The sequence below is a fragment of the Novosphingobium sp. MBES04 genome (genome assembly GCF_000813185.1).
Classification (GTDB): Bacteria; Pseudomonadota; Alphaproteobacteria; order Sphingomonadales; family Sphingomonadaceae; genus Novosphingobium; species Novosphingobium decolorationis.
Window position 1 is genome coordinate 335,585 of sequence record NZ_DF850488.1, and the last position, 24,493, is coordinate 360,077.

22 protein-coding genes and 3 pseudogenes are annotated in these 24,493 nt (G+C 66.2%); 13 read left to right on the plus strand and 12 right to left on the minus strand.

What is annotated here, in order from left to right:
* The first annotated feature begins 152 nt into the window (after nucleotides 1–152).
* Together ahpF and MBENS4_RS01430 are read left to right on the plus strand one after the other, a co-directional pair.
* The gene (gene ahpF / locus MBENS4_RS01425; RefSeq protein ID WP_039388233.1) at nucleotides 153–1,766 is read left to right on the plus strand and encodes an alkyl hydroperoxide reductase subunit F; all 1,614 of its coding nucleotides are present in this window, start codon (nucleotides 153–155) and stop codon (nucleotides 1,764–1,766) included.
* Between the two features lie 216 nt (nucleotides 1,767–1,982).
* Entirely contained in the window at nucleotides 1,983–2,168 is a 186-nt protein-coding gene (locus tag MBENS4_RS01430; RefSeq protein WP_144400821.1) for a hypothetical protein, read from the plus strand.
* Between the two features lie 280 nt (nucleotides 2,169–2,448).
* Here the strand turns inward: MBENS4_RS01430 and MBENS4_RS01435 are convergent, their stop codons facing one another.
* From MBENS4_RS01435 to MBENS4_RS01445, 3 genes are all read right to left on the minus strand, one after another.
* Nucleotides 2,449–3,027 carry a Smr/MutS family protein gene (locus MBENS4_RS01435; RefSeq protein ID WP_039388238.1) on the minus strand — a complete coding sequence of 193 codons (579 nt, stop codon included), beginning with the start codon at nucleotides 3,025–3,027 and terminating at the stop codon, nucleotides 2,449–2,451.
* Complete coding sequence (mltA, locus tag MBENS4_RS01440) at nucleotides 3,024–4,175, minus strand: murein transglycosylase A (protein WP_445321512.1); 1,152 nt, start codon at nucleotides 4,173–4,175, stop codon at nucleotides 3,024–3,026. The genes MBENS4_RS01435 and mltA overlap by 4 nt, the downstream gene beginning before the upstream one ends.
* Before the next feature lie 201 nt (nucleotides 4,176–4,376).
* A complete protein-coding gene (locus tag MBENS4_RS01445; RefSeq protein ID WP_039388240.1) occupies nucleotides 4,377–5,069 on the minus strand; it encodes a Tim44/TimA family putative adaptor protein in 693 nt (230 codons plus the stop codon).
* A gap of 328 nt (nucleotides 5,070–5,397) precedes the next feature.
* Between MBENS4_RS01445 and secB the strand changes: the two genes are divergently transcribed.
* From secB to trpS, 3 genes and pseudogenes are all read left to right on the plus strand, one after another.
* Nucleotides 5,398–5,913 carry a protein-export chaperone SecB gene (gene secB, locus MBENS4_RS01450; protein WP_039388241.1) on the plus strand — a complete coding sequence of 172 codons (516 nt, stop codon included), beginning with the start codon at nucleotides 5,398–5,400 and terminating at the stop codon, nucleotides 5,911–5,913.
* Between the two features lie 152 nt (nucleotides 5,914–6,065).
* Nucleotides 6,066–7,679 carry a murein biosynthesis integral membrane protein MurJ gene (murJ, locus tag MBENS4_RS01455; RefSeq protein ID WP_039388242.1) on the plus strand — a complete coding sequence of 538 codons (1,614 nt, stop codon included), beginning with the start codon at nucleotides 6,066–6,068 and terminating at the stop codon, nucleotides 7,677–7,679.
* Between the two features lie 18 nt (nucleotides 7,680–7,697).
* Nucleotides 7,698–8,716, plus strand: a pseudogene (gene trpS / locus MBENS4_RS01460) (tryptophan--tRNA ligase).
* On the opposite strand, the gene MBENS4_RS01465 reads toward trpS, so the two are convergent.
* Nucleotides 8,670–9,866 (minus strand): glycoside hydrolase family 76 protein, encoded by a 1,197-nt coding sequence (locus MBENS4_RS01465; RefSeq protein WP_084592099.1) that lies wholly within the window; start codon nucleotides 9,864–9,866, stop codon nucleotides 8,670–8,672. The pseudogene trpS and the gene MBENS4_RS01465 sit on opposite strands and share 47 nt — an antisense overlap.
* Nucleotides 9,867–9,871: 5 nt before the next feature.
* Entirely contained in the window at nucleotides 9,872–10,513 is a 642-nt protein-coding gene (locus MBENS4_RS01470) for an MOSC domain-containing protein (RefSeq protein WP_039388243.1), read from the minus strand.
* Between the two features lie 314 nt (nucleotides 10,514–10,827).
* Here MBENS4_RS01470 and MBENS4_RS01475 point away from each other — a divergent pair, with 314 nt between their 5' ends.
* Nucleotides 10,828–11,451, plus strand: coding sequence for a DUF4136 domain-containing protein (locus tag MBENS4_RS01475; RefSeq protein ID WP_052322303.1), 624 nt, complete (start codon nucleotides 10,828–10,830; stop codon nucleotides 11,449–11,451).
* A 157-nt stretch (nucleotides 11,452–11,608) separates the two neighbouring features.
* A complete protein-coding gene (locus MBENS4_RS01480) occupies nucleotides 11,609–11,797 on the plus strand; it encodes a hypothetical protein (RefSeq protein ID WP_039388245.1) in 189 nt (62 codons plus the stop codon).
* Nucleotides 11,798–11,990: 193 nt separating this feature from the next.
* Here the strand turns inward: MBENS4_RS01480 and dut are convergent, their stop codons facing one another.
* The 6 genes from dut to MBENS4_RS27515 all read right to left on the minus strand — a co-directional run bounded on the left by dut (nucleotide 11,991) and on the right by MBENS4_RS27515 (nucleotide 18,016).
* Nucleotides 11,991–12,461, minus strand: coding sequence for a dUTP diphosphatase (dut, locus tag MBENS4_RS01485; protein WP_039388246.1), 471 nt, complete (start codon nucleotides 12,459–12,461; stop codon nucleotides 11,991–11,993).
* A complete protein-coding gene (locus tag MBENS4_RS01490; protein WP_039388247.1) occupies nucleotides 12,445–14,085 on the minus strand; it encodes a bifunctional phosphopantothenoylcysteine decarboxylase/phosphopantothenate synthase in 1,641 nt (546 codons plus the stop codon). Before MBENS4_RS01490 ends, dut begins: the two co-directional genes overlap by 17 nt.
* Before the next feature lie 228 nt (nucleotides 14,086–14,313).
* Entirely contained in the window at nucleotides 14,314–15,882 is a 1,569-nt protein-coding gene (gene ubiB / locus MBENS4_RS01495; protein WP_039388248.1) for a 2-polyprenylphenol 6-hydroxylase, read from the minus strand.
* Between the two features lie 10 nt (nucleotides 15,883–15,892).
* Nucleotides 15,893–16,624 carry a class I SAM-dependent methyltransferase gene (locus MBENS4_RS01500; RefSeq protein ID WP_039388249.1) on the minus strand — a complete coding sequence of 244 codons (732 nt, stop codon included), beginning with the start codon at nucleotides 16,622–16,624 and terminating at the stop codon, nucleotides 15,893–15,895.
* Nucleotides 16,625–16,635: 11 nt separating this feature from the next.
* The gene (locus MBENS4_RS01505; RefSeq protein WP_052321924.1) at nucleotides 16,636–17,595 is read right to left on the minus strand and encodes a DMT family transporter; all 960 of its coding nucleotides are present in this window, start codon (nucleotides 17,593–17,595) and stop codon (nucleotides 16,636–16,638) included.
* A 10-nt stretch (nucleotides 17,596–17,605) separates the two neighbouring features.
* Nucleotides 17,606–18,016, minus strand: coding sequence for an excalibur calcium-binding domain-containing protein (locus MBENS4_RS27515; RefSeq protein ID WP_242404734.1), 411 nt, complete (start codon nucleotides 18,014–18,016; stop codon nucleotides 17,606–17,608).
* Nucleotides 18,017–18,119: 103 nt separating this feature from the next.
* Between MBENS4_RS27515 and mutM the strand changes: the two genes are divergently transcribed.
* The 6 genes and pseudogenes from mutM (at nucleotide 18,120) to MBENS4_RS01535 (ending at nucleotide 23,606) form a co-directional block, all read left to right on the plus strand.
* The gene (mutM, locus tag MBENS4_RS01510) at nucleotides 18,120–18,932 is read left to right on the plus strand and encodes a bifunctional DNA-formamidopyrimidine glycosylase/DNA-(apurinic or apyrimidinic site) lyase (RefSeq protein WP_039388252.1); all 813 of its coding nucleotides are present in this window, start codon (nucleotides 18,120–18,122) and stop codon (nucleotides 18,930–18,932) included.
* Nucleotides 18,933–19,070: 138 nt separating this feature from the next.
* Nucleotides 19,071–19,319, plus strand: a complete 249-nt coding sequence (gene rpsT, locus MBENS4_RS01515) for a 30S ribosomal protein S20 (RefSeq protein WP_039388254.1) — start codon at nucleotides 19,071–19,073, stop codon at nucleotides 19,317–19,319.
* 552 nt (nucleotides 19,320–19,871) lie between these two features.
* Nucleotides 19,872–21,310, plus strand: a pseudogene (dnaA, locus tag MBENS4_RS01520) (chromosomal replication initiator protein DnaA).
* A 199-nt stretch (nucleotides 21,311–21,509) separates the two neighbouring features.
* Nucleotides 21,510–22,361: a GGDEF domain-containing protein gene (locus MBENS4_RS01525; protein ID WP_039388257.1), complete on the plus strand. Its 852-nt coding sequence runs from the start codon at nucleotides 21,510–21,512 to the stop codon at nucleotides 22,359–22,361.
* Between the two features lie 64 nt (nucleotides 22,362–22,425).
* Entirely contained in the window at nucleotides 22,426–22,842 is a 417-nt protein-coding gene (locus tag MBENS4_RS01530; protein WP_039391517.1) for a DUF983 domain-containing protein, read from the plus strand.
* Nucleotides 22,839–23,606: a HesA/MoeB/ThiF family protein gene (locus tag MBENS4_RS01535; RefSeq protein ID WP_199904328.1), complete on the plus strand. Its 768-nt coding sequence runs from the start codon at nucleotides 22,839–22,841 to the stop codon at nucleotides 23,604–23,606. The genes MBENS4_RS01530 and MBENS4_RS01535 overlap by 4 nt, the downstream gene beginning before the upstream one ends.
* A gap of 147 nt (nucleotides 23,607–23,753) precedes the next feature.
* On the opposite strand, the pseudogene MBENS4_RS01540 reads toward MBENS4_RS01535, so the two are convergent.
* Nucleotides 23,754–24,478 (minus strand): annotated as a pseudogene (locus MBENS4_RS01540) (NAD-dependent deacylase).
* Nucleotides 24,479–24,493 lie beyond the last annotated feature (15 nt).

Here is a 24,493-nt window from a genome sequence, read left to right on the forward strand (position 1 = left end):
TATCCGGGTCGCGTGCGGACGGTGCGCGGCCCGGGACCTCCCTCCCCCGGATGCGCCCCCGTGCGCGCCCGGAGCCGGAGCGGCAGAGCCCGGACCGCCACCTTCTTCCCCCTCACGCATTCTCTTTCTTCTCTCCCCGAAAGGACCCCGACATGCTTGACGCCAATCTGAAGCAACAGCTCTCCCAGTACCTCGGCATGCTGCGCGAACCGATCGAGCTCGTCGCCTCGCTTGGCGACGATGCGAAGTCGGCGGAAACCCGCGAGCTGCTCTCGACCATCTCCGATCTGTCCGACAAGGTTTCGGCCAGCTTCGATGGCGATGATGCCCGCAAGCCCAGCTTCGAAATCCGCCGCGCGTCGAACCCGGAAGCCTCTGTGCGCTTCGCCGGTGTTCCGCTCGGCCACGAGTTCACCTCGCTCGTCCTCGCCCTGCTCTGGGCCGGCGGCCATCCGCCCAAGGTCGAAGAGGACGTACTCACCCAGATCCGCGAGCTTGAGGGCGACTACGACTTCGAGATGTACTTCTCGCTCTCGTGCCACAACTGCCCCGACGTGGTGCAGGCGCTGACCCTGATGGCGCTCAACAACCCGGGCGTGAAGGCCACCCTGATCGAGGGCGGTGCCTTCCAGGCCGAGGTCGAGGACCGCGGCGTCATGGCCGTCCCGGCTGTCTTCCTCGATGGCACCATGTGGGGCTCGGGCAAGATGGACGTGGCCGAAATCCTCGCCAAGCTCGACACCAAGGCGGGCGAAAAGGCCGCCGCCAAGCTCGCCGAGAAGAAGCCCTTCGAGGCGCTCGTCATCGGCGGCGGCCCGGCCGGCGCTGGCGCAGCAATCTACACCGCGCGCAAGGGTTTCTCGACCGGCATCGCCGCAGAGCGCATGGGCGGCCAGGTCCAGGACACCATGGGCATCGAGAACTTCATCTCGGTTCCCTACACCGAAGGCCCCAAGCTCGCCGCCGCACTCGACGCGCACATCGCCGAGTACGACATCGACACGATGCCGCTGCTGCGGGCCGAAAAGCTGATCCCGTCCAAGGACCTGGGCGGCTACCACGAGGTCGTGTTCACCAACGGCGCCTCGCTCAAGGCCCGCTCGCTCATCCTCACCACCGGCGCGCGCTGGCGCCAGCTGGGCGTGCCCGGTGAGGCCGAGTACCAGACCAAGGGCGTGGCCTATTGCCCGCACTGCGACGGCCCGCTTTTCAAGGGCAAGCGCGTGGCGGTCATCGGTGGCGGCAACTCGGGCGTCGAGGCGGCGATCGATCTTGCCAATATCGTGGGCAGCGTCACCCTCATCGAATTCGACACCCAGCTGCGCGCCGACCAGGTCCTGGTCGACAAGCTGAAGTCGATGAAGAACGTGACGATCCTCACCAATGCCCAGACCACTGAAGTCACCGGCGATGGCGCGAAGGTCAATGGCCTGAAGTACAAGGACCGTGCGAGCGACGAGGAGAAGACCATCGAGCTCGAAGGCATCTTCGTGCAGATCGGCCTTGTCCCGAACACCGAGTGGCTCAAGGACAGCGGCGTCGAGCTGTCGAACCGCGGCGAGATCGTGATCGACCAGAAGGCTGCGACCAACATCCCCGGCATCTTCGCCGCGGGCGATGCGACCACGGTGCCTTACAAGCAGATCATCATCGCGATGGGCGAAGGTGCCAAGGCCGCCCTCTCGGCCTTCGACTTCCTGATCCGCAACGAGGCTCCGGCTGAAATTGCCCAGGGTGCCCAGGAAGCGGCCGAAGCCGTCGCATAAGCGCAACCGCAGCCAGCGGACGTAAACAGGGGCGGGAGCGCGCAAGCGCTTTCCCGCCCCTTTTGCGTACTGGGGCCAGCCCGCAAGAATGCTGCACCTGCGAATGCAGGGAACCGAACGACCTCTCCAGCCTCTCTGTAATCCGCAGGAAACCGAGAAAAAGTGCTCAGATTGCGGCGGGTTGAAATTTTTGGCTTCTGCGTGTATATAAGCTCCATGACCAACAATATTTCAGAATTCTCCCGCTTCACCTATCTAGACGAAAACTTCCAGGATCTGCGCAACTACTGCGAAGACAAGGGCATCTGGATTTGCCAGTCCCTGCGCCGTAAAGGCCCACTTACTTTCGCGCTGGCAAGAAACGAGGAAGTAGCCTCCGAACTGAGTGCCCGTTTCAGCTGATCCATTCAAAAGCCGCGCCCAAGAGGACGCGGCTTTTTCATTGCCCGCTTCTTGCCGACGCGCAAGCTGCGGGCACTTCCCAGAAAAACGAAGAACTTTCAGCACCTTCCTCCTTCATGGCAGAGAAAAAGGCTGGAAGACTGATTCCGAGGGCCATCGCCCTCGGGCTCCCCAAACTGTCTACCTCATCTTGCACGTGCCACGCTGAGTGAGAGCGCCAAGGTAGCCCGTTTCGGGGTCAAGGGGTGATGACCCCTTGTATTCTCTTTTCCTGAGATCCTCAGCGTCGCCGCTTGAGCACGATGTAAAGCGCGCCCTGCCCGCCGTGCCGCCGATGCGCACCGCGAATGGCGACGATGTCGCTCGCGTGCTCGCTCACCATCAGCCAGTCCTTGATCTTGGCTCGGATCGCGCCGCGCCTCTCGCCCCGGTCCATGGCGTCGACCGGACGCGGCTTGCCGGTGACAACCAGCACCACCCGCGCGCCCATGGCCTTGCCCTGCGACAGGCCATCCATGAGCCGCCGATACGCATAGTCCAGGTTCGATCCGTGAAGGTCGAGGCTGAAGTCGGGAACGAGCGTACCCTTGGCAATCCGTCGTTCCCAGGAGCCGTCGAGATGCAACTGGGTCTCGCCCTTGGGCACCTTCGCCGGAGCGGGCTTGGGCACCAGCGGAGGCGGAACGCGTCCCTTCACCTTCTTCGCGATGACCGGCGGGGCGGGCTTCGCCTTCTCGGCAGGCACAGGCGCATGGGAGACCGGGCGCCGCACGGCAGGCTCAAGCGGTTTGACGGTGCGCGCAACTTCGCCCCAGAGGCGCGCCTCATCCTCGCTCAGGCGGCGTCCCGGCCGCCTCACAGCGCGCCCAGACGCGCCAAGGTGCCCTTGGGAAGCAGGAGCAGCGCGTTCCCGCGCCCCGTCATGTCGCCTGCCGTCGCCCGCGCTTCTTCGCCGTTGCCCCAGAACGTATCGAAGCGATTGGCCCCCTTGATCGCCCCACCAGTGTCCTGGGCAACCCACAAGCCATCGGCCTCATGCCGGTCAAGGTCGAGGAAGACCGGCGCGCCCAGAGGCACGAATTTGGGATCGGTCGCGACCGAGGCGTGCGCGCGCACCGTCACGCCCAGCGCGCCCACGGGTCCGTCCCCGGTCAGCTCACGGAAGAACACGAAGGAGCGGTTCTCGCGCATCAGCGCGGCGCCCTCTTGCGGGTTCTCGCGAATGTACTGCATGATCCCCTGCATCGAGGCGGCATACTGCCCCGGCCCATCGCCCAGCAGCCCGCGCTGGCGCATCAGGCTGCCGATGGCGGTATAGCCGTGGCCGTTCTGCCCGGCATAGCCGATGCGCATGACCTCACCGTCCGGCGCGCGGAGCATGCCCGAGCCCTGGACCTGGAGGAAGAAAACCTCGACCGGATCGCGGGCCCAGGCGATGATCGGGGCTCGGCCCTCCAGCGCGCCGTCCTCGATCGCGGCGCGGTCGTAGTACCGGGTGAAGTGCCCGCCCTCGTCGTAGCGCCCGACCGGCATGCGTCCGTTGTCGAGCCGCTCGGCATCACCGTCCCGCGCACGCACGAGGTCATCCGGCATGCCGTAGACCGGCACGTCATATCCCGGAATATGGTCGCGCGAACCGGCGATATCGGGCTCGTAATACCCCGTCGCGAAGGCAGCACCTTCGCCCACGCGGACAGTCTCGAAGTAAGTGGCAAAGAAGCGGGAGGCATCCCCCTGCGACCAGGTTGCCGAAGCCGCGCAGGCCGACTGCCAGTCCTCGGCGCGGGTCAGGCCGCTCACGTCCTCGCGGACAAGGAGTTTGGGGCAGCTTTCGGCGAAACCGGCCAGCGCCGCGCCCGCATCCATTGCCCCCACCGGGAGCGAGGCGAAGGCAGGGCCCGGACGCACGCCCGCCGCCAAGGCATTGGTCGGCGCCGGGGCGGTCACGGAGCCCGGAGCCTCCATACGTCCCGCGCAAGAGGCCAGCAGCACGGCAAGCGCGCCCATGAGCGCCATGCGGCCAACCGAGGCACGCGAAGAGGCGAGGCAGCGCTCGAACAGGGACGCTGACAGGCAATCTCGGACCACGGGACAAGCACTCCAGAAAAATTCACATGGGGCCCGGCTTCGCAGGACCGAAAAAACGAAACGGGCAGCGAAGCGTTGCAGCGCTTCCTGCCCGTTACCTGCGCATTTGCGCGGGAAAGATCAACCGGCGTCGGTTTCCTCAAGGATCCAGTCGGGATCGCTCGAACGCACTTGCCGGGTGAAGGTCCAGACATCGACGGCCTCGATCGCATCGTCGAGCGAACCGGCCACGACATTGCCTTGCGCGTCGCGGGTGACGGCGGCGATGTCCGAGCGGAAGCGCAGCGTGATGCGCGCCGTGCCGTCTTCCACACCTGCCGCCACGATCTTGACGTCCTCGATCCGCACGAGGCGGTTGTCGAGCGTTTCGCCCGCTTCGATCCGCGCATCGATGGCGCTCTCGAAGCTCTCGTAGACGGGCGCGTCACACAGGGCGCGCAGTTCGGCCTTGTCGCCCTTCCAGAACGATTCCAGCACGAGACGATAGGCGCCGCGAGCACCCTCGATGAAGGCCAGCGCGTCGAAACGACGGTCGGCAGCGGCAATGGCAGCGAGACCACGCTCGGCCGTGGGCGAGGTTACCGGCACCTGCTGGATGCGCGGGTCCTGCCCAGCCCTCTGGGGCTGGTCGTCCGGGCGGAGTTCGGGGCGGCGAGGCGCCTGGGGCCGCGTCGCACCGGGCTGCCCCTGCTGCCCTTCGAAGCGTCCGGCAATGGGCTCTTCCTCATGCTCGGCTCGGCGGCCCAGCACGGAATAGAGCCGCAGGCCGAGAAACGCTGCGATCATGGCCAGGATGACGATTTCCGGTGTCACGTTCGTGTACCCATTCCTTCCTTCGGCCCCGCTACCAGGTACTTTGCGCCTGCGTTTGTCGGGACCGTAATCTTCGTAACATAACCCCATGTAGGTAGCATTGACAAATGAACAACGCGTGTGTGGCCGGATCGGGGCATTTTTTCGACATAGCGGGCGAAACCCGGGGCGAGAATGCACCTGCGGCCGTCTAACCGCACAACGGGCCCGCAACTGGGGTGTTCCACGAAGCGCAAAAATGCTCTAGCGCGCGAGAATCGCTTCCTTGCGGCGCCCTATCGCCCGAGGCAGCCGGACGATCAATGGATTAAAGCGGGAAATCACCACCATGGCCGATGAAGGCAACGTCATCTCCGATCTCAACCTCGGCAACGGGGGCGATGCAGGCCCCAGCGCCGGGATCATCTCGCAGTACATCAAGGACCTCTCGGTCGAGAATCCCAATGCGCCCCAGTCGTTCCAGTGGCAGGACACGCCCGCGATCGACGTGCAGTTCAACATCGCGGCCAAAGCCATCGAAGGCGAAGTCCACGAAGTCGAACTGAAGATCACCTGCGCGTCGAAGTGCGAAGCGGGCACGGCCTTCGTCGTCGACCTCAGCTACTGCGCGCTGGTGGGCATGCGCGGCCTCGACGATGGCCAGGCTCATGCCTTCCTCTTCGCCGAAGCTCCGCGCATCCTCTTCCCCTTCGCGCGCCGCGTCGTGGCCGATGCCGTGCGTGACGCCGGTTTCCAGCCGCTTATGCTCGAGCCGATCGACTTCAACGGCCTCTACATCCAGCAGCTCCAGGCGCAGCAGCAGCAGGGCGCGACCGCCGGCGATCCGCCGATGGGCAACGCCTGATCGCAGGCGCCCAAGCTGCGTAGACCTTACGCAGACCTGATCTGTCGGGGGAGAGGACCAACCCTCCCCCGACGTTCCCCCGTGATGGAGGCCGGCCGGTCCGACAACGGGGTTATCCTGGCACCGGCGTGCAAAAGAGGGCATCTGAGGCCATGAGTCTTGTCCGCAACGTCGGCACCATCGGCGGGCTCACACTGCTGAGCCGCATCTTCGGCTTTGCCCGCGATATCCTCCTCGCCCGCGTACTGGGCGCAGGGCTTGCCGCCGACGCCTTCCAGCTTGCCTTCGTCCTTCCCAACACCTTCCGGCGGCTCTTCGCCGAGGGCGCCTTCTCGGTCGCCTTCGTGCCGATGTACACGCGCACGCTGGCTGCGGACCCGTCCGAGGGCGGCGGTGAAGACGCGGCCAACCGCTTTGCCAGTGACGTCCTTTCGGTCTTCGTGTGGGTCCTGCTCGGCTTTTCCGCGATTGCCATGATCGCGATGCCCGCAATCGTCTGGCTGCTGGCGGGCGAGTACCAGGAGGTGCCCGGCAAGTTCGAGCTGGCCGTCGCGCTCAGCCGCACGACCTTTCCCTATCTTGGCCTTGTCAGCCTCGTCGCGATGCTCTCGGGCGTGCTCAACGCCCATTCGAAATTCGCGCCCGGCGCCTTCGTGCCAGTGCTCCTCAACGTGGTCCTCATCACCGGCATCGTCACCGGCTATTTTCTCGGCAAGGCGAGCGGTTCGGACCAGATCATCGCCTGGTGCGTAGCCATTGCGGTCAGCGCGTCGGGCGTCGCGCAGCTGGTCTACATGGCCTGGGCCACGCGCAAGGCGGGGGTGAAGCTTCAGGTCCGGGCCCCGCGCTTCACCAAGGACGTGCGCAAGCTGGGCATGCTGATCCTGCCGGCCACCTTCGGTGCGGGCGTCTACCAGATCAGCCAGTTCGTCGACACGTTCTTCGCGACCTCGCTTGAACAGGGCTCGCTCACGCTGCTGAAGTACGCAGACCGCCTGAACCAGATGCCGCTGGGCATCGTGGGCATTGCGCTGGGCACCGCGATCCTGCCGATGCTGGCGCGTCACATCCAGTCGCACGACGATGCCGGCGCGCAGCGCCTCCAGGCCAACGCGGTCGAGATCGCGTGCCTGCTCACCCTGCCCGCCGCCGTCGCTCTTGCCATCTGCGCGCCCGCCTTCGTCACCGCCTTCTTCGTGGGCGGCAAGATGACCCAGGCCCATGGCGACACGATGGCCGCCATCGTCGTGGCCCTCGTCTGCGGCCTGCCCTCCTACGTTCTGGTCAAGGTCTTCCAGCCCGCCTTCTTCAGCCGCGAGGACACCCGCACCCCGGTGTGGATCGCGGCCGGGACGCTGATCGTGAACATCGCCGTCAACATCGCGGTCGTCCCGCGTTTCGGCATCGTCGGCCTGGCCGCTGCCACCGCCTTTACCTCCACGCTCAACGTGGCGACGCTCTACATCATCCTGCAGCTGCGCGGCTGGTTCCACTTCACCGCCCGGCTCGGCTCGCGCATCGCGCGCCAGATCGTGGCCAGCGCGGTGATGGGCGCGGCGCTCTGGGCGCTGATGCCGCTCATGGCAAGCCGCTATGACGGCAACGTCTTCGAGAAGGTCTGGTCGCTCGCTGCCCTGTGCGTCTCGGGCATGATCGTCTTTTTCGTGACCGCCTATCTTGTCGGCGCACTCGACAAGGACCTCCTTGCCCAGCTACGGCGGCGCCGACCGGCCGCCAAAACCGAACCGGTCACTCCTACGGACTAACCACAGGCACGAAAAACCATGCGTATCGTCTCCGGCATCCAGCCCACGGGCAACCTTCACCTTGGCAACTACCTGGGCGCCATCAAGAACTGGGTGAAGATGCAGGACGACGTGGCCGCCGAGGGGGGGCAGAGCCTCTACTTCCTGGCCGACCTGCATGCGATCTCGATGCCGCACGATCCCAAGGCGCTTTCGGCCAACACCCGCGAAATGACCGCCGCGCTCGTCGCCTGCGGGATCGACCCCGAGCGTTCGATCCTGTTCAACCAAACCCAGGTGCCCCAGCACGCCGAACTGCAGTGGCTGCTCAACGGCACGGCGCGCATGGGCTGGCTCAGCCGCATGACCCAGTTCAAGGACAAGTCGGGCAAGAACCGCGAAGGCGCTTCGGTCGCGCTGTTCACCTACCCGGTGCTCCAGGCCGCCGACGTGCTGCTCTACCAGGCAACCCACGTTCCCGTGGGCGAGGACCAGAAGCAGCATCTGGAACTGGCCCGCGATATCGCGCAGAAGTTCAACAACGACTTCGCGAGCGAGGAGACGCCGGTCTTCACCCTGCCGACCCGATCATCCCGCCCGAGGCTGCGCGGATCATGTCCCTGCGCGACGGTTCGGCCAAGATGAGCAAGTCCGACCCCTCCGACATGGCGCGCATCAACCTCACCGACGATGCCAACACGATCATGAAGAAGGTCAAGAAGGCCAAGAGCGACGCCGAACCGCTCCCCAGCGAAAAGGCGGGCCTGGAAGGCCGTGCAGAGGCCAACAACCTCATCGGGATCTACTCGGCCATGACCGGGCAGAGCGTGGAGCAGATCCTCGCCGATTTCGGGGGTGAAGGCTTCGGCAAGTTCAAGCCCGCGCTCGGCGAAGTGCTGGTGGAGAAGCTTGCCCCCATCAACGAGCGCTTCAACGAACTGCGCAAGGACTACACCGCGCTCGACGCGATCCTCGCCAAGGGCGCTGAAAAGGCGCGCACGCTCGCGCTGCCTACGCTGCACGCGGCCTACGACGCGCTGGGCCTCGTCCGCGGCTGAGTGAGACACACGGGAGGGGGCGATACCATCGGCCTTGTCCCCTCCCTGTTTGTCTCCCCAGACGCTTAACGCCCCCCGCCAGCAGCATCGCCGCGCCGGACATCTGCGCGGCCGCACCATATTGCCCCTTGCCCCCGATCCAGTCGGAATCGATGGGCTCTTCCCCCTGTGAACTGATCCGCCAGATCGCCTCTGCATTGCGGCGTGCCGCCTCGCGCAGGGCCTGCTTGTCAGGCCCCTCGGGCAGGGCATCCATCAGGTAGGCGAGGTGGAAGGCGAAGATGCCCTTGAAGGCCAGGCCATCAGCGCCGATTTCCGGGACGGGCTCACGCAGGGTGCCATCGGGATGGGCCAGGGTGGCAAGGGCGCTGCGGGCGGTTGCCACCGCGCGGGCCCGGTAGATCGGCGCGCCCGTCATTTCGGTCAGGTCCGAGAGACCCGAGAGCAGCACGCCCTGGTTGTAGGTCCAGCGCGGCTGGCCGTTGTTGCGGCAGATCCCGGTCTTCGCATCGATCACGAGCCCATCGTTCACCAGCCCGTCCGCGCCGATCATGCCCGAGGCCCCGAGCCAGCCCCAGGTGCGCAGCGCCCAGGCGCGGTACTCCTCCTGGCCCGTTGCCCGGTAGAGCCGTGTCGCGGCGGTCAGCAGAAGCTCGTTGGTGATCGCGTTCTTGTAGGTGTGGCGCGGGTTCCACCACATGCCCCCACCGCAGGTCCCGTCCCAATGGCTCCGGACCAGTTCCGCGAAGGTACGCGCGGCGTAGTCGAGCAGCGCCGGGTCGCGCTCCATCTGCCAGCCATCGACACTGGCGATCACCGCCCAGAGCGCATCATCATTGAGCGCAAGGCGGCTGTGGTTGCGCAGCGCCGCGTGGATGCGCGTGTCCCAGCGGGTATCGCCGGTGCGCGCGCGATAGGCCATGAGCACGTCCGCCAGCACGAAGCGCTGCCAGCCGCCTGCACGCTCCCAATCGCCTTCCGGCCCCAGGTTCTCACGCCACCAGCGCGCATCAAGGAGAGCCAGGGCCTGCCCCGCGCGCAGATCCCACGCCGGAGCCGCTCCTGGCGCTTCGCTCGCGGCCTGCGCGGCGTCGGCAAGCGGCACAAGCGCAAGCGCAGCGCCCAGCACCAGCCCGCTCCACCATCGCATCGCGCTCACCCGAGCAGCTTCGCACGGCGCTTCGCCCAGGCCTCGGCCAGCGGCGTCACCTCGCCCAGTGCTTCAAGCCCCGCACGATCTTTCTTGTGGTCCCCGGCAATGAGCAGGCCGAAGACGCGGGCCACGCTCCAGGCCGGATAGGGCCTCTCGACAAGCTCCAGCGCATCGCCAGCCGCGACCTCGCCCTCTTCCAGGACCCGGTAGTACCAGCCCGAGCGCCGCGTCGCCACGACACCGGCCATCACCCTGGCGCCATCGAAGCGGTGGTCGAGCTTCCAGCAGGGCTGGCGCCCTTGCGCGACTTCGACGAGCGCGCTGCCCATGCGGAAGCAATCCCCGATGCAGACCTCCTCCTCGCGCAAGCCCTGGGTCGAGATGTTCTCCCCGAAGGCCCCTTCGCCTTCGAGCAGCGGATGCCCGCCGAGCACCTCGCGCCAGTGGGCGTAGTGATCGTGGGGGTAGTGGTGGATCGCCTTTTCCGGTCCGCCGTGGACCGAAAGGTCGGCCTGCCGGTCGCCTTCCAGGCCCAGCCAGCCGACCTTCACAGGCCCTTCCACGGCCCGCTTGGCGATGGCGCTGTGTTCATCGGCTGCGCGAAAGCGCGCCACCGTACCGCAGTTGACCGAGAGAATACGCATGAACCGGACTCGCTTTCTCCGTGCAAAGTGCCTATATCACAGGGCGTTGCCTAACCCCTGTTCGACGTGCGGAAAATGGAAAATCGCGCAGGTCTGCCCGATTCACGCGTTTGCAGTTCACCGCAAGCCCGGCGCCATTCAACCGCTATTCAGACCCGGAACGGCAATATCGTGAAGAGCCTCATCGGTTCGCCCCCTCCCGCGGGGCCGGGAATTCAACCCTGCCGATTGCCCAGACAGAGGCCAGTGGAGTGAATAGGATGACCCAGAATTACGGCCAACCGGGACGCACCCCGCTCGCCGCGCACCTGCGCATGGCGCTGGCCGCGCTCATGCTCGTGGCGGTGAGCGCCTGCGCGACGCCTTTCAAGGCGGACGTCTCGCGCTTCCAGTCGCAGCTGCCCGCCCCGGCAGGACAGACGTTCGCGGTCGTGGCCGACGACGAGAAGCTCGAAGGCGGCCTCGAATTCGCGCAGTACGCAGGGCTTGTCGCCAAGCAGATGGCCGAGCTTGGCTACACGCCCACGCGCGATCCTGCGACCGCGGACATGATCGTGCGCTTCGACTATGGCATCGACACCGGCCGTGAACGCGTGCGCTCGCGCATGTCGCCCTATTACGACCCCTGGTACGGCTATGGCCGCTTCGGTGGCTACGGCCGCTTCGGGGGCTTTTACGGCGGTCCGTGGCGCTATGGCTTCTACGATCCCTACTTCGATGGCGGCATGAACTCGTACACCGTGTTCACCAGCGGCATCGAAGTGAAGATCGACCGTGCCGCCGATGGCCAACGCCTCTTCGAAGGCAAGGCCCAGGCCCTCTCGACCTCGAACAGCCTGCAATATCTGGTCCCCAATCTCGTCGAAGCGATGTTTACCGATTTTCCCGGGAACTCGGGCGAGACCGTGCGCATTACAGTGGCACCTGAAGACAAGTAATCTTGCATCTTCCACGATATTGACGGGCTCCCTACTGGGAGACACCGAGGGGCGGGTCCGTCGCAAGGCGGGCTCGCCCTAAGCTTTTGGGGCCTTGCTGCCGCCCTATTCCGACCTCAGACTGGCCCGCCCCACCTCTTTGGGAGACCCCGCGAGGATGAACACCTTCATGGCGATCATGTCCCAGCTTTTCTGGGGCGTTACCGTGGGCGCGCTGGAAGCGGCCTTCGCGACTGTCGCGCGCGGGGCCTTTGCCGTGTTCGGTCTTGGCGGTGCGGGTTGGTGGATGGTGAAGCGCCGGCGTGAGCGGCAGGAACGGCGCAGCAACGCCAGGAACGAGGACTGAGGGCAACCACGCCCCATGACGTCCTTGGCGAATTCCTCAGCGAAATCGCCCAGCCCACCGCCGAATACACGAGCGACGAAATCCGAAAAACGCTGGGGCTGGCGTGGGTGCCTGCCTGGCCTGATCGTCCCTGGCGTCGGCCTTTGCGGCCCTGGCCTGGTGGCTCACCCTCTAGGGCGCCCCCTTTCCGGGCTCAGTTGCCGAGCGCGGTCACGCCGCCGGTCGAGCCGAAGCCGCCCTCACCGCGTACGGTCTCATCCAGCTCCTCGACCTCAAGCCAGGTCGCCTGGGTGACAGGCGCGAGCACGAGCTGCGCGATACGGTCCCCGCGCACGATCGAGAAATCCTCCGCCCCGTGGTTGATGAGGATGACCTTCAGCTCCCCGCGGTAATCCGAATCGATGGTACCCGGCGTGTTGGGCACGGTGATCGCATGCTTGAGCGCGAGCCCTGAACGCGGGCGCACCTGGATTTCGAAGCCTTCGGGGATCGCCATAGCGAGGCCGGTTGCGACCGCGTGGCGCGCGCCCGGGGCAATCGTGACATCTTCGGCCGAGACCACGTCCATCCCCGCCGCGCCCGCCGTCGCATAGGCGGGTAGCGGCAGGCCCTTGCCGTGGGGCAGGACCTTCAGCGGCACAGGGACATTAGCTGGCGAATGCATCGATCATCCTTTCAACAAGGAGATGGGCGACCTCCTCCTTGGGCATTTCGGGGAGCGAGATCACGTCGTCGCCGCGCACGATGTGGACCGCGTTGGCGTCCCCGCCCATGACATCGCCCGAAACGTCGTTGGCGATGATCCAGTCCGCACCCTTACGCTTGCGCTTGTCGGTGGCGTACTTGATCACGTCGTTGGTCTCGGCGGCAAAGCCGATAAGGAGCGGCGGACGGTCCGGGCGCGAGGCCACGGTCGCCAGGATGTCCGGATTTTCGGTCAGGAGCAAGGCGGGCGGGGCGGACCCGCGCTTCTTGAGCTTCTGACCTGCAACGCTCACCGGGCGCCAGTCGGCCACGGCCGCGACCATCACGCCGATGTCGGCGGGCAGCGACTGCTTGACCGCCTCGGCCATGTCGAGCGCGCTTTCCACGTCGATACGGTCGACGCCGGGCGGCGTGGGCAGATGCACTGGCCCCGCCACCAGCGTGACCCGCGCGCCCGCGCGTGCGGCCGCAGCCGCGATGGCGAAGCCCTGCTTGCCCGAAGACCGGTTGGCGATGTAGCGGACCGGGTCGATCGGCTCCCAGGTGGGGCCTGCCGTGACCAGCACGTGGCGTCCCGAAAGCGGCCCTTCGCCCTGCACGAAGGGAGTCATGTCGTACCCCCCACCGGCCAGCATGGTGGGATGCGCGTAAGGGTCTTCGCCCGCGAGCGGCTGGGCGCGCATGAAGTCGCCGTGCGCGGAGGTAAGGTGGTTCATCGCCTCGGGATCGGTCGGCGGAGCGGCGCGGGCCGCCCCCTTCTTGGCCATGAGCGGCGATGCGGAGAAATCGGCAGGCGCCGCCTCGGACGTGCTCTCGCCGCCGCCCAGGTCCACCGCCTTCTTCGCCTTGCCAGCACCGCCGCGCAGGATCATCCCGCCCGACAGGCCGCCAAGGCCCATGCCGCCCTCGTCCTGTTCTTCGGGCTCGGGATCGTCGAACTCGGGCTGCCAGACCTGACCGTCGCCACCCGTTGCGGGAGGCAGGCCGGGAAAGCTCTGGTCGTAGGTCACTTCGCCCGGAAGCGGGGCCACCTCGACGGGGCCAAGGCCCAGCCCCCAGGCGATACGCTGCCAGATCGCGACCGGGTCGGGCAGACGGCCGGGGCCGTACTCGCCGCAGGCCATCGTGCCCTCGTCGGGCTCCATCACGTCAACGCCCACATCGCGCAGGACCTGCACGTTGCGCGCAGTCGCCGGGTGCTGCCACATGCGCACGTTCATCGCCGGCACCGCCATCACTGGCGCGTCGGTGGCAAGCAGCATGGTGGTGGCAAGATCGTCGGCAATGCCTGAGGCCATCTTGGCAAGAAGATTGGCGGTCGCCGGACAGATCACGATGAGGTCGGCCGCGCGGCTAAGCTCGATATGCCCCATCTCGACCTCGTCCTTGAGATCGAAGAGCGAGGTGTAGACCGGGTTCCCCGACAGCGCGGCGAGCGCCATGGGCGTGACGAACTGCGCGCCGCCCTCGGTCAGGACGCAGGTCACCTCGCCGCCTTCCTTGCGGATGTGGCGGACAAGCTCGCAGGCCTTGTAGGCCGCGATGCCGCCGCCGATGACCAGGAGAATACGCGGTCCGTTCATGGTTCTGGCTTCTGCAACAGCACTCATCATCACGCAATCGGTTTGGAGGAAAAGAACGCAGGTACGCTGCCGCCCGGGGCGCAGGCGAGGTCGCTGTCGAGAAGACTACGGCCTTCGGACAAGCGCTCTTTCGAACGCAAGGTTCCGGCAAGGCGGCACGGGACGGTCATGCCCCCTGCCCTGCAGCAACGCGCAGCGCAAACTCCCACAGGGCCCAGGCCCTGCGCGTTACAGCATCATGTTCCAGTACGTTACCGCCCATGCGGCCATGCCCCCCGCGATTGCCGCGAGAATATAACCACCAAGGTGGTTACCATCGGGTTTACGCTTACGTTCCCAGAGCAGATCGATTTCGGGGAGCGGTGCCTGCTCGGGTGCGCCGCCCTTGGGGGGGAAGCGTTCCTCGATCCGGCGCACCAGCGCGGGCAGACGCGCGACCGTCGCCAGGTCCTCGCGCAGGCGGTCAGCAATGACGGCCTCGGGGCCCAGTTCGTCGCGGATCCAGTCCTTCACGAAAGGCGCGGCGACATCCCACATGTTGATCTGCGGGTCGAGCGCGGTCGCCAGCCCCTCGACCATGACCATGGTCTTCTGCAGCAGCAAAAGGTGAGGCTGCACGGCCATGTCGAAATCGCGGGTGATCGCAAAAAGCCCGTCGAGCATCTGCCCGACCGAAAGCTCGGACACGGGCTTTCCGCGCATGGGCTCGCCCACCGCGCGCAGCGCCGTCGCGAAATCCTCGACCGAATGGTAACTCGGCACGTACTGCGCCTCGAAGTGAATTTCGGCGACGCGCTTGTAGTTGCCGGTGGTCAGGCCATAGAGGATCTCGGCCAGCCACAGCCGCGCCTGGCGGTTGATGCGCCCCATGATGCCGAAATCGATGGCAACGATGGTGGCGTCCTCGGGCGTGCCCTGCACGAACAGGTTGCCCTGGTGCATGTCGGCGTGGAAGAAACCGGCCGAAATCGCCTGCTTGAGGAAGGTGAGCACGAGGCGGTGGGCAAGTTCGGGCAGGTCGTAGCCCGCTGCCTTCATCGCCTCCAGGTTGCTCATCTTGATGCCGTCGACCCACTCGAGCGTCAGGACCTGGCCGTTGGTGCGCTCCCAGTCGATGGCGGGGATGCGGTAGCCCTCGACCGCCTTCATGCCATCGGCCAGCTCGGAAGCCGAGGCGGCCTCGCGCCTCAGGTCCAACTCGCGCACGGTCCAGCGCTTGAGATTGGCGATCACCGCGCGCGGGCGCAGGCGCGCGGCCTCGCCCCCGAAGGCCTCCAGATGCGCGGCGGCCCACTCGTAGGTCTCGACATCGCGGTTGAACTGCTCGCGAATGCCCGGACGCAGCACCTTCACCGCCACCTTGCGCCCGTCGAGCGTGGTCGCGGCGTGGACCTGCGCGATCGAGGCCGCGCCGATGGGCTGCTCCTCGAAGGTCGCGAAGATGTCTTCCAGCGGACGCTCGAAGCTTTCCTCGACACGCTTGCGGATGAGCGCGAAGTCCACCGGCGGCAGGCTGTCCTGCAGCGTCAGCAGGTTGCGCGCGGGGCCCTCGCCGACAAGGTCGGGGCGCGTTGCAAGCGCCTGGCCCAGCTTGATCGCGGCCGGGCCGATCGAGCCGAAGGCGCCGGCGTAGTCGGGCTCGTCTCCCTGCTTGGCCCCAAAGCGTGCGACGCGGCACAGGCGCTTGACCGGTGCGGGCGCGTTGCGGTCGTTCTCGATCCCGCGCAGCGCGCCGTGGCGAGCGAGGACCCGGCCCCATTTCAGGAGCCTGCGAATATGCGTCAGTCGGGACGTCACAGTGTCTGCCTCAGACCTTCCAGCCCGAGTGGATCGCGACAAGACCGCCCAGGATTGGCTCGACCTTGGTGTGCTTGAAGCCGGCCGCGCGAATCATGCCTTCGAACTCGGGCATGGGCGGGAAGCGGCGGATGGATTCGATGAGGTAGCGGTAGGAGTCCGCATCGCCCGCGATCATCTTGCCCAGCTTGGGAACCAGCTTGTGCGAGTAGGCGTCGTAGACTTCCTTGAAGCCGGGCCACTGCGTCGTCGAGAACTCGAGGCAGAAGAAGCGCCCGCCGTACTTGAGCACGCGGTGCGCCTCGGCCAGCGCCTTGTCGATGTGGGTGACGTTACGGATACCGAAGGCGATGGTGTAGGCGTCGAAGTGGCGATCGGGGAAGCTCAGCTCCTCGGCGTTCTGGCGCGACCACACGAGGGTGTCGATGCCGCGCTCCATCGCGCGTTCGATACCGACATCGAGCATGTCCTGGTTGATGTCCGAGACCGTGACGATGGCGCCCTTGGCCTCCATGCGGAAGGCGATGTCGCCGGTGCCGCCCGCCATGTCGAGGATCTGCTCGCCCGCGCGGGGTTTCACCCGGCGCACGAAGTCGTCCTTCCACACCCGGTGCATGCCAGCCGACATGGCATCGTTCATGATGTCGTACTTGCGCGCGACGTTCGAGAAGATGGCACCGACCTTGCCGGCCTTCTCCTCGGCGGCGACCTCTTCGTACCCGAAGGAAACCGTTTCACTCATGACTCAGTCCTCTAGCCCCGTGGTGCGCGGAGCGCCACTGGTGATTTTGCACCTGCGCGCAGTGCAAACGCACCCAGCACGATGCCCGCCAGGATGAGGCCCATGCCGACGGCGTGGAAGAGCGCGATATCCTCGCCCAGCAGCAGCGCGGACAGGAGCGCGCCGAAGAGCGGCATCAGCGTGATCCCCTGCCCCGCACGCGCCGGGCCCAGCTGCATGGTCGCGGCGATATAGATGAAATAGGCCAGCACCGAGGGAAACAGCCCGACATAGACGAAAGCCCCCACGACCGGCCAGGACCAGACGACGGTCAGCCCGCGCGCGGCCTCGAAGGCGGCGAGCGGGGCCAGCGCGATGGCGCCCAGCAGAAAGGTCAGGAACACGAAGACCGGCGCATCCACTTCAGGCTTCTTGCGCAGGAGAACCGTGTAGAAGGCCCAGCACACCACCCCGCACAGGATCAGCGCATCGCCCAGCCCTCCGATCTCGAGCGCCTCCACCGCGGCCCAATCCCCGCGAAAGACGATGAAGAGCACGCCCAGGGTCGAGACCGCCACGCCGGCAACCTGCAAGCCCGCCGGGCGCCCCCGGAAAAGCAGGAAGTCGAACAGGAGCACGCACGTCGGCACTGCGGCCTGGAGTAGCAACGCATTCGTCGCGCTGGTGTGGTGGAGCCCGGAATAGACGAAGGAATTGAAACAGACGACGCCCAGAAACCCCAGCAGGACAAGCCACCCGGCCCGCGCCCGCACCTGAGGCCACTGCGCGCGCAGCTTGGGGAGCGCCAGCGGGGCCACGAACAGGACCGCGATCACCCAGCGCCCGAAGGCCAGCGTGAACGGCGGAATATCCGCGCGCACCGCCCGCCCGACAATGGAATTGCCCGCCCAGAACAGCATGACCAGCCCCAGCATGAGGAAGGGACGCAACGCGGAGGACGACGAGGGGTGGGATGGAGAGGAATCGGCCATGGCGGGGGACTTACCCTGCCCGCACTGCTCTGGCGACGGCAAAGCGCCGTCCTCTCGGACGCGTCCCATGCGCAGGCGTCTTATTCGCAAGCAACGCCGTCGCGTCCCGGTCGAGCCCGCGCCGATAGCCCGCCTCGCCCCGCCGCAAGGGGGCCCGTCCCGCGGCGCGCACCGCCGCGCAGCTGGGATAGTAGGTCCCTGCCCCCTCCACAGCCCCAGACTGGACGGAGGGAGCAGACGGCACAGTCGGCCGCGGCCCCGCGGACGGCCGATGGCAATGGTAGTCCCCCGTGCGACGATTGTGGTGACAGCCACTGCGATCGAGGCCGCCTGGATGCGCCAGAGCGGGCCCACAGACGAAACCGCCCGCAAGACAGGCCAGCGCGAGAAAGGCGCGCCTCGGAAAGGTAACGAAAAGCATGAGGAAGAGCCTCTAGGAGATGCCCCTTACAATTTTGTAAGCCGAGGCCGTCACCTGCACACCTCTCGCATCCCTCGCCAATCGTACCTACACAGGCAGCACCATGCCCGAACTTCCCGAAGTCGAAACGACTGTGCGCGGCCTTGCCCGCTTTCTCGATGGCGAGCGGATTGCCCGCGTTGCCGTGAACCGCCCCGACCTGCGCCGCCCCTTCCCGCCCGATCTCGTCCAGACGCTGACGGGCGCGCGCGTGACCGGCATGGGACGGCGCGCCAAGTACGGCCTTGTCCATACTGACCGCGAGGTCACCATGGTCTTTCACCTGGGCATGTCGGGCCGCTGGCGGATCGAGCCCGAACGCCCCGAGAAGCACGACCACCTCGTCCTCACCACTGGTGCCGGCCATACGCTCGCCCTCAATGACGCGCGCCGCTTCGGCTCGGTCGATCTCGTTCCCAGCGCGAGCCTGGAAAGTTGGGGGCCGTTTGCGAAGATGGGCCCCGAGCCGCTTGGCCCGGACCTCACGCCCGCCCACCTCAAGACCGCCTTCAAGGAGCGAATCGCTCCTGTGAAACTGCTCCTCCTCGACCAGGGAATCGTCGCGGGGCTGGGCAACATCTACGTGTGCGAAGCGCTCTTCCGTTCGGGCATCCGACCCGACAAGGCGGCGGGCAAAGTCACCCTCCCCGCGCTCAAACGACTCGTCCCCACGATTCGCGACGTGCTCACCGAATCGATCGCGGCGGGCGGCTCGACCATCCGCGACTACGCCCAGCCCACCGGAGAACTGGGCTATTTCGCGACTTCCTGGCAGGTCTATGGACGCGAGGGCGAAGCTTGCCTATGTGGCGCGCCAGTCCTGCGCTTCGTGCAGGGCGGGCGCAGCACCTTCTGGTGCCGGAAATGCCAGAAATGAGCCATTCCCGACACGCGCTGCATCTTGACGAAATCGGGCCTCACCGCTATGGGGCGCGCTTTCCGGCGAATCCGTTCGCCAAATTTTCGAGATTCGACCAGGCAAGGGGCCGCGAGGCGGCCAGACAGAGGAACGTTAATGGCCAATACGCCGCAAGCCCGTAAGCGCATCCGTCGCAATGAGCGTCGTGCACTGATCAACACCAACCGCATGAGCCGCATCCGCACCTTCGTGAAGAAGGTCGAGAGCGCCATCGCCGGTGGTGACAAGACCGCAGCTTCGGCCGCGCTCAAGGAAGCCCAGCCCGAGCTCGCCCGTGGCGTGCTCCACAAGAACACCGCAGCGCGCAAGATGTCGCGTCTGACGAAGCGCGTTTCGGCGCTCTGATCCTTTCCTGATTCGCCCGGAACGGACCTCCGATCCGGGCCAAAATCAGTACGAAAGTGGAACAAGGCCGGGGAGGCGATCCCCGGCCTTGTTGCGTTCCGGGCAGGTGTTTCCAACTCGTTTGACGAAAGCCTAGGAAACACCGCGATTCGCCGCAGCGAAATCCGCAAACCCTTGGAATTCCGCCACAAAACACTTTTGTTACGGCGTTTCCCGCAGACTTACGTGAGTCAACTGCCTTAAATTTTTTTATTTTGGGATGGCCGTCTTGCCTGTGGGCCAAAGCCCTCCCTAAAAGGACTTCCGGTCGTTGCGGAACTGGCCGGGCAAATCGCGATAGAGTGGATCGAGCGGCTGCAAAAGAGCTTTTGCAGCGCGGGGAGGTTTTGTCCCCAGCGAGGTCCGCTTTCGTCGCATTTGCCGCATTCGCATTCGGTTTTTCAGGTGTGCCACGTTGGTTTTGGCAGCGAACCAGGGGAGTTCGGTAAGGTGTCAGTATCGTCAACGGGTCAGGGCGCAGGCAGCGCAAGCAAGAAGGTCAAGGCAGTCAAAGTGACGACGGAAGAGGAGCGTGAAGCGGTGAACCTCGCAGCGGACTGGGCTGACATCAGCCAAGGCCTGCGCAAGGACCTTGGCCACCAGGCGCACAGCCAGTGGATCAAGCCGATTCAGCCGGGCAACTACTGCAAGGAAACCGGCACGCTCGATCTCTATCTCCCCACCGAATTTTCGGCCAACTGGGTGAATGATCGCTTTGCCGACCGTCTCTCGCTGGCCTGGAAGATCGCGCGCCCCGACGTGCGCCACGTGCGCATCCTGGTTCAGCCCGGCCGTCGCCAGCTCCCCGAGCTGCGTCTTGGCAGCAGCGGCCGCCCCAGCCGTGCGCCCGCGAACGATTCGGCCCATAGCGCAGGCGATCCCCTTTCCGCCGCGCTCTCGGGCGAAGCCTTCACCGCGCTGGGCCAGGGCCCGGCCGGCATCGACGCCTCGCAGACCTTCTCCTCGTTCGTGACCGGCGAGAGCAACGTCCTTGCCTGCAACGCCGCGCAGCGCATGGCCGCAACCGAAACGCCGCAGTTCTCCCCGCTCTACCTCAAGGCCTCGACGGGCCAGGGCAAGACGCACCTGCTGCACGCGATCGGCCACGCCTACCTCACGAATCACCCGCACGCTCGGATCTTCTACTGCTCGGCCGAACGCTTCATGGTCGAGTTCGTCCAGGCACTGCGCCAGAACCAGATGATCGAGTTCAAGGCGCGCCTGCGCGGCTTCGACCTCCTTCTGGTCGACGACATCCAGTTCATCATCGGCAAGGCCTCGGCCCAGGAAGAGCTGCTCTACACGATCGACGCGCTCCTCGCCGAGGGCAAGCGCCTAGTCTTCGCCGCCGACCGTGCGCCCCAGGCGCTCGACGGGTCGAGCCGCGCCTTCTCTCGCGCCTCTCGATGGGCCTCGTCGCCGACATCCAGCCCGCCGACATCGAACTGCGCCGCGCGATCCTGGAGAACCGCCTGCAGCGCTTCGCCTCGATCGACGTGCCCACCGACGTCGTCGAATTCCTGGCGCGCACGATCAACCGGAACGTGCGTGAACTGGTCGGCGGCCTCAACAAGCTGATCGCCTACGCCCAGCTCACCGGCCAGCAGGTCTCGCTGCAGCTGGCCGAGGAACAGCTCACCGACATCCTTTCGGCCAACCGCCGCCGCATCACGATCGACGAGATCCAGCGCACGGTCTGCCAGTTCTACCGCATCGACCGCACCGAAATGAGCTCGAAGCGCCGCGCCCGCGCCGTGGTGCGCCCGCGCCAGGTCGCGATGTACCTCGCCAAGGTGCTCACCCCGCGCTCGTACCCCGAGATCGGCCGCAAGTTCGGTGGCCGCGACCACTCGACGGTGATCCACGCGGTGCGCCTCATCGAGGAACTGCGCACCCGCGATGCCGACATGGATGGCGACGTGCGCAGCCTGCTGCGCCAGCTCGAAAGCTGATCTGCGCGGCCAGGGCCGCAACACGACAGATTGCACAAAGGGGCGCTCGGGCAACCGGGCGCCCCTTTTGCATGCCTGCATAAACACCATGATCGCGCAAAACAACGTTAACCCGCGTACACCCTTGGCGCGAGTATTTAAGGTAAAGCGACAGAAGCGACCCAATATACAGACACGAAAAGCCGCAGGAGCCCCCACCATGCGCTTTTACAACGCAACGACTTTCCTGTTTCGCCGCCATTACGAATGGCGCATTCTTTTCATCTGCTTCTTCGCGGTGCACGTACCACTTCTGGCGACGCTCGCCTTCCAGGCCTTTTCGGGAGGCTGGTCGGTCCCCACGCTCATCGTCGTACTCGGCGCGACGCTGGCCGGGACGATCTTCGGCGTGCTCGCCATCCATGGCCTGCTCTCCCCCATCCGCAAGGCCACCAATCTGCTGCGCGCGATCCAGGCAGGCGAACACCCGGGCGCAATCCCCACCGGCAGCGATGACCTGGTGGGCCGCCTGCTCGACGGGGTCATCGTCGCCGCGCACGAATCCTCCACGCGCATCGCCAGGCTGGAAACGCTGAGCGAGCACGATCCCCTGACCGGACTGCTCAATCGCCGGGGATTCAGGAAGGCGGCCGAACGCACCCTCTCCCGTCCCGGAAACGCCGTTCTCGCCCTGATCGATCTCGACCATTTCAAGCTGGTCAACGACCGATTCGGCCACGAGGCGGGTGACACACTGCTGCGCAAGCTCGCCCAGGCCCTGGAAGCAGACTTGCGTCGCAGCGATGTGTGCTGCCGTTGGGGCGGGGAGGAATTCGCGCTGCTCTTTCCCGACACGCTGGTCGACGAGGCGCGCCTCGTGATGGAGCGCCTGCGCGCCTCGATTGCGCTCGACACCGGACTCCTCGACGAGGCCTGGCCAGTCACCCTGTCCTGCGGCCTTGCCCCCTTGCGCTCCCTCACCGAACTGGACGAGGCGAGCCGCCGCGCCGACGCCGCGCTCTACGAGGCCAAGGAAGCCGGGCGCAACCGGGTGCGCATCGCTCGCTCCTGAGCGCCCCTGCCCCCGTCCGCATCCGCGCTTGATAGAGTCCCCCCGCCTGCTCTAGGGCATGGCCATGCGCGCCGCTCACGAGATCGCCCTTCCCGCCACCTTTCCCGAGGCCGCCCTGCGCGCCGGGCGCGGGCGATGCCCCCGCTGCGGCGAGGCGCACCTCTTTCGCAAGTGGCTCAAACCCAACGAGAGCTGTGCCTCGTGCGGGGTGGACCTCACGCACCAGCGCGCGGATGACTTCCCCGCCTACATCGCCATGATCGTGACCGGGCACCTGATGGCCCCGATCGTCATTGCGCTGTCCAAGGACTTTGCCCTGGAGCCGCTCGCGATCTTCCTCATCGTCATCCCGCTCGCGCTGGCAATGATGCTGGGCATGCTCCAGCCGGTGAAAGGCGCGGTGATCGCGGCGCAGTGGTGGTTCGGCCTGCACGGGTTCGTGCGCGAGAGACCCCTTGCCAGCGAGGGCGATGCGCCATGAGCCTGGCCCCTGAACGCCTCGCGCGCTTTGCGCGCCATATCGTGCTGCCCGAAATCGGCGGAGCGGGCCAGGCGGCGCTCGCCAATTCGCATGTGGTCCTGATCGGCTGCGGCGGCATTGGCAGTCCAGCCCTGCAGTACCTGGCCGCAGCCGGTATAGGACGCCTCACGCTGGTCGACGATGACGTCGTGGACGTCAGCAACCTCCAGCGTCAGACGATTTTCACGCCATCGGATGTCGGCACGCCCAAGGCGGAAGCGGCGGCCGAATGGGTGCGGCGGTTTGATCTTGGTCTGGAAGTGACGGCCGTGGTCGAACGGCTGGGGGGAGACAACGCCGACCGGATTCTTCCCGACGCGGATCTGGTATTGGACGGGTGTGACAATTTCGCGACTCGCCTCGCGGTGTCAGATGCCTGTGTTGCGCGTGCCATACCACTGACAAGCGCGGCGATCGGGCGCTTCCAGGGGCAGGTCGCAAACTTCGCCGGACACCGCGAAGACCAGCCCTGCTACCGCTGCTTCGTGGGCGATGCCTTCGACGCGCAGGACTGCGACACCTGCGCCGCCGACGGCGTGCTGGGCGCCATGGTGGGCATGGTCGGAACCTTCGCGGCGATGCACGCGATCCGCGTTCTGGTGGATGGTCACGCGGCCTTTGGCGATCCGAAATACGGATCGCTGACCCTGATCGACGGGATGAATCCGGGAATGCGCTCGATCCGCATTGCCAAGGACCCCGCCTGCTCGGCCTGCGGAGCGTAAAACAGGAAGAGTATTCCAGGGGTCATCACCCATTGACCCCCAAATCGGCCCCCTCGCCTCACTTAGCCGAGGGGGCGCATGGAACGTGAGCTAGACAGTTTGGGGAGCCCGAGGGCGATGGCCCTCGGAAAGTCCCGTCTTCCCCCCCTACCCCTGAAGCATCTCCTCCACCCAGGCCGGGACCGTCTGCGTGGCCGGACCATGGCGCGCCTCGTCGAACCAGTCGGTCCCCTGCGAGGGTTCCAGGTTCAGCTCCAGCGTATGCGCGCCCATGTCGGCGGCCGTGCGCACGAAGCCCGCGGCCGGATAGACCGCGCCCGAGGTGCCGATCGAGACGAACAGGTCCGCCTCTTCCAGCGCCGCGAAGATCTCGTCCATGCGGTAGGGCATCTCTCCGAACCACACGATATCGGGCCGCAGGGCCGGTGCGCCGCAGGACGGGCACGGCGGGCTGTCGATCAGGCTTGCCGTCCAGCGCGTGCGCGCATCGCAGGCCGTGCACCAGGCCGAAAGATGCTCGCCATGCATGTGGATCACCTCGGCCCCATCCGATGCGCCCAATGCCCGGTCATGGAGGTCATCGACGTTCTGCGTGACCAGCATGACCGCGCCTCCACTTCGGGCGGGCCACTCACGCTGCAGGCGGGCCAGGGCGTGGTGCGCCGCGTTGGGCTCCACCTGCAAGACCTGCTCACGGCGCATGTCGTAGAAGCGAAAGACCAGATCTGGGTCGCGCGCGAAGGTTCGGGCGTCGCCACGTCCTCGACGCGGTGGTTCTCCCAGAGCCCTCCTGCATCGCGGAAGGTGCCGATGCCCGATTCGGCGGATACGCCGGCGCCGGTCAGGATGACGATGTTGCGAACTTGTTCCATTCCGCCCATGAGACC

Bases quoted from the DNA above. Each gene is read 5' to 3' on its own strand.
- mutM (WP_039388252.1), top strand. From the start codon at position 18,120: ATGCCCGAACTTCCCGAAGTCGAAACGACTGTGCGCGGCCTTGCCCGC.
- murJ (WP_039388242.1), top strand. From the start codon at position 6,066: ATGAGTCTTGTCCGCAACGTCGGCACCATCGGCGGGCTCACACTGCTG.
- ahpF (WP_039388233.1), top strand. From the start codon at position 153: ATGCTTGACGCCAATCTGAAGCAACAGCTCTCCCAGTACCTCGGCATG.
- MBENS4_RS01430 (WP_144400821.1), top strand. From the start codon at position 1,983: ATGACCAACAATATTTCAGAATTCTCCCGCTTCACCTATCTAGACGAA.
- rpsT (WP_039388254.1), top strand. From the start codon at position 19,071: ATGGCCAATACGCCGCAAGCCCGTAAGCGCATCCGTCGCAATGAGCGT.
- MBENS4_RS01500 (WP_039388249.1), bottom strand. From the start codon at position 16,624: ATGAGTGAAACGGTTTCCTTCGGGTACGAAGAGGTCGCCGCCGAGGAG.
- MBENS4_RS01490 (WP_039388247.1), bottom strand. From the start codon at position 14,085: ATGAACGGACCGCGTATTCTCCTGGTCATCGGCGGCGGCATCGCGGCC.
- MBENS4_RS01475 (WP_052322303.1), top strand. From the start codon at position 10,828: ATGGCGCTGGCCGCGCTCATGCTCGTGGCGGTGAGCGCCTGCGCGACG.
- MBENS4_RS01525 (WP_039388257.1), top strand. From the start codon at position 21,510: ATGCGCTTTTACAACGCAACGACTTTCCTGTTTCGCCGCCATTACGAA.
- MBENS4_RS01465 (WP_084592099.1), bottom strand. From the start codon at position 9,866: ATGCGATGGTGGAGCGGGCTGGTGCTGGGCGCTGCGCTTGCGCTTGTG.
- MBENS4_RS01530 (WP_039391517.1), top strand. From the start codon at position 22,426: ATGCGCGCCGCTCACGAGATCGCCCTTCCCGCCACCTTTCCCGAGGCC.
- MBENS4_RS01535 (WP_199904328.1), top strand. From the start codon at position 22,839: ATGAGCCTGGCCCCTGAACGCCTCGCGCGCTTTGCGCGCCATATCGTG.
- MBENS4_RS01470 (WP_039388243.1), bottom strand. From the start codon at position 10,513: ATGCGTATTCTCTCGGTCAACTGCGGTACGGTGGCGCGCTTTCGCGCA.
- mltA (WP_445321512.1), bottom strand. From the start codon at position 4,175: ATGGGCGCGCTTGCCGTGCTGCTGGCCTCTTGCGCGGGACGTATGGAG.
- MBENS4_RS01505 (WP_052321924.1), bottom strand. From the start codon at position 17,595: ATGGCCGATTCCTCTCCATCCCACCCCTCGTCGTCCTCCGCGTTGCGT.
- MBENS4_RS01480 (WP_039388245.1), top strand. From the start codon at position 11,609: ATGAACACCTTCATGGCGATCATGTCCCAGCTTTTCTGGGGCGTTACC.
- MBENS4_RS27515 (WP_242404734.1), bottom strand. From the start codon at position 18,016: ATGCTTTTCGTTACCTTTCCGAGGCGCGCCTTTCTCGCGCTGGCCTGT.
- dut (WP_039388246.1), bottom strand. From the start codon at position 12,461: ATGCATTCGCCAGCTAATGTCCCTGTGCCGCTGAAGGTCCTGCCCCAC.
- secB (WP_039388241.1), top strand. From the start codon at position 5,398: ATGGCCGATGAAGGCAACGTCATCTCCGATCTCAACCTCGGCAACGGG.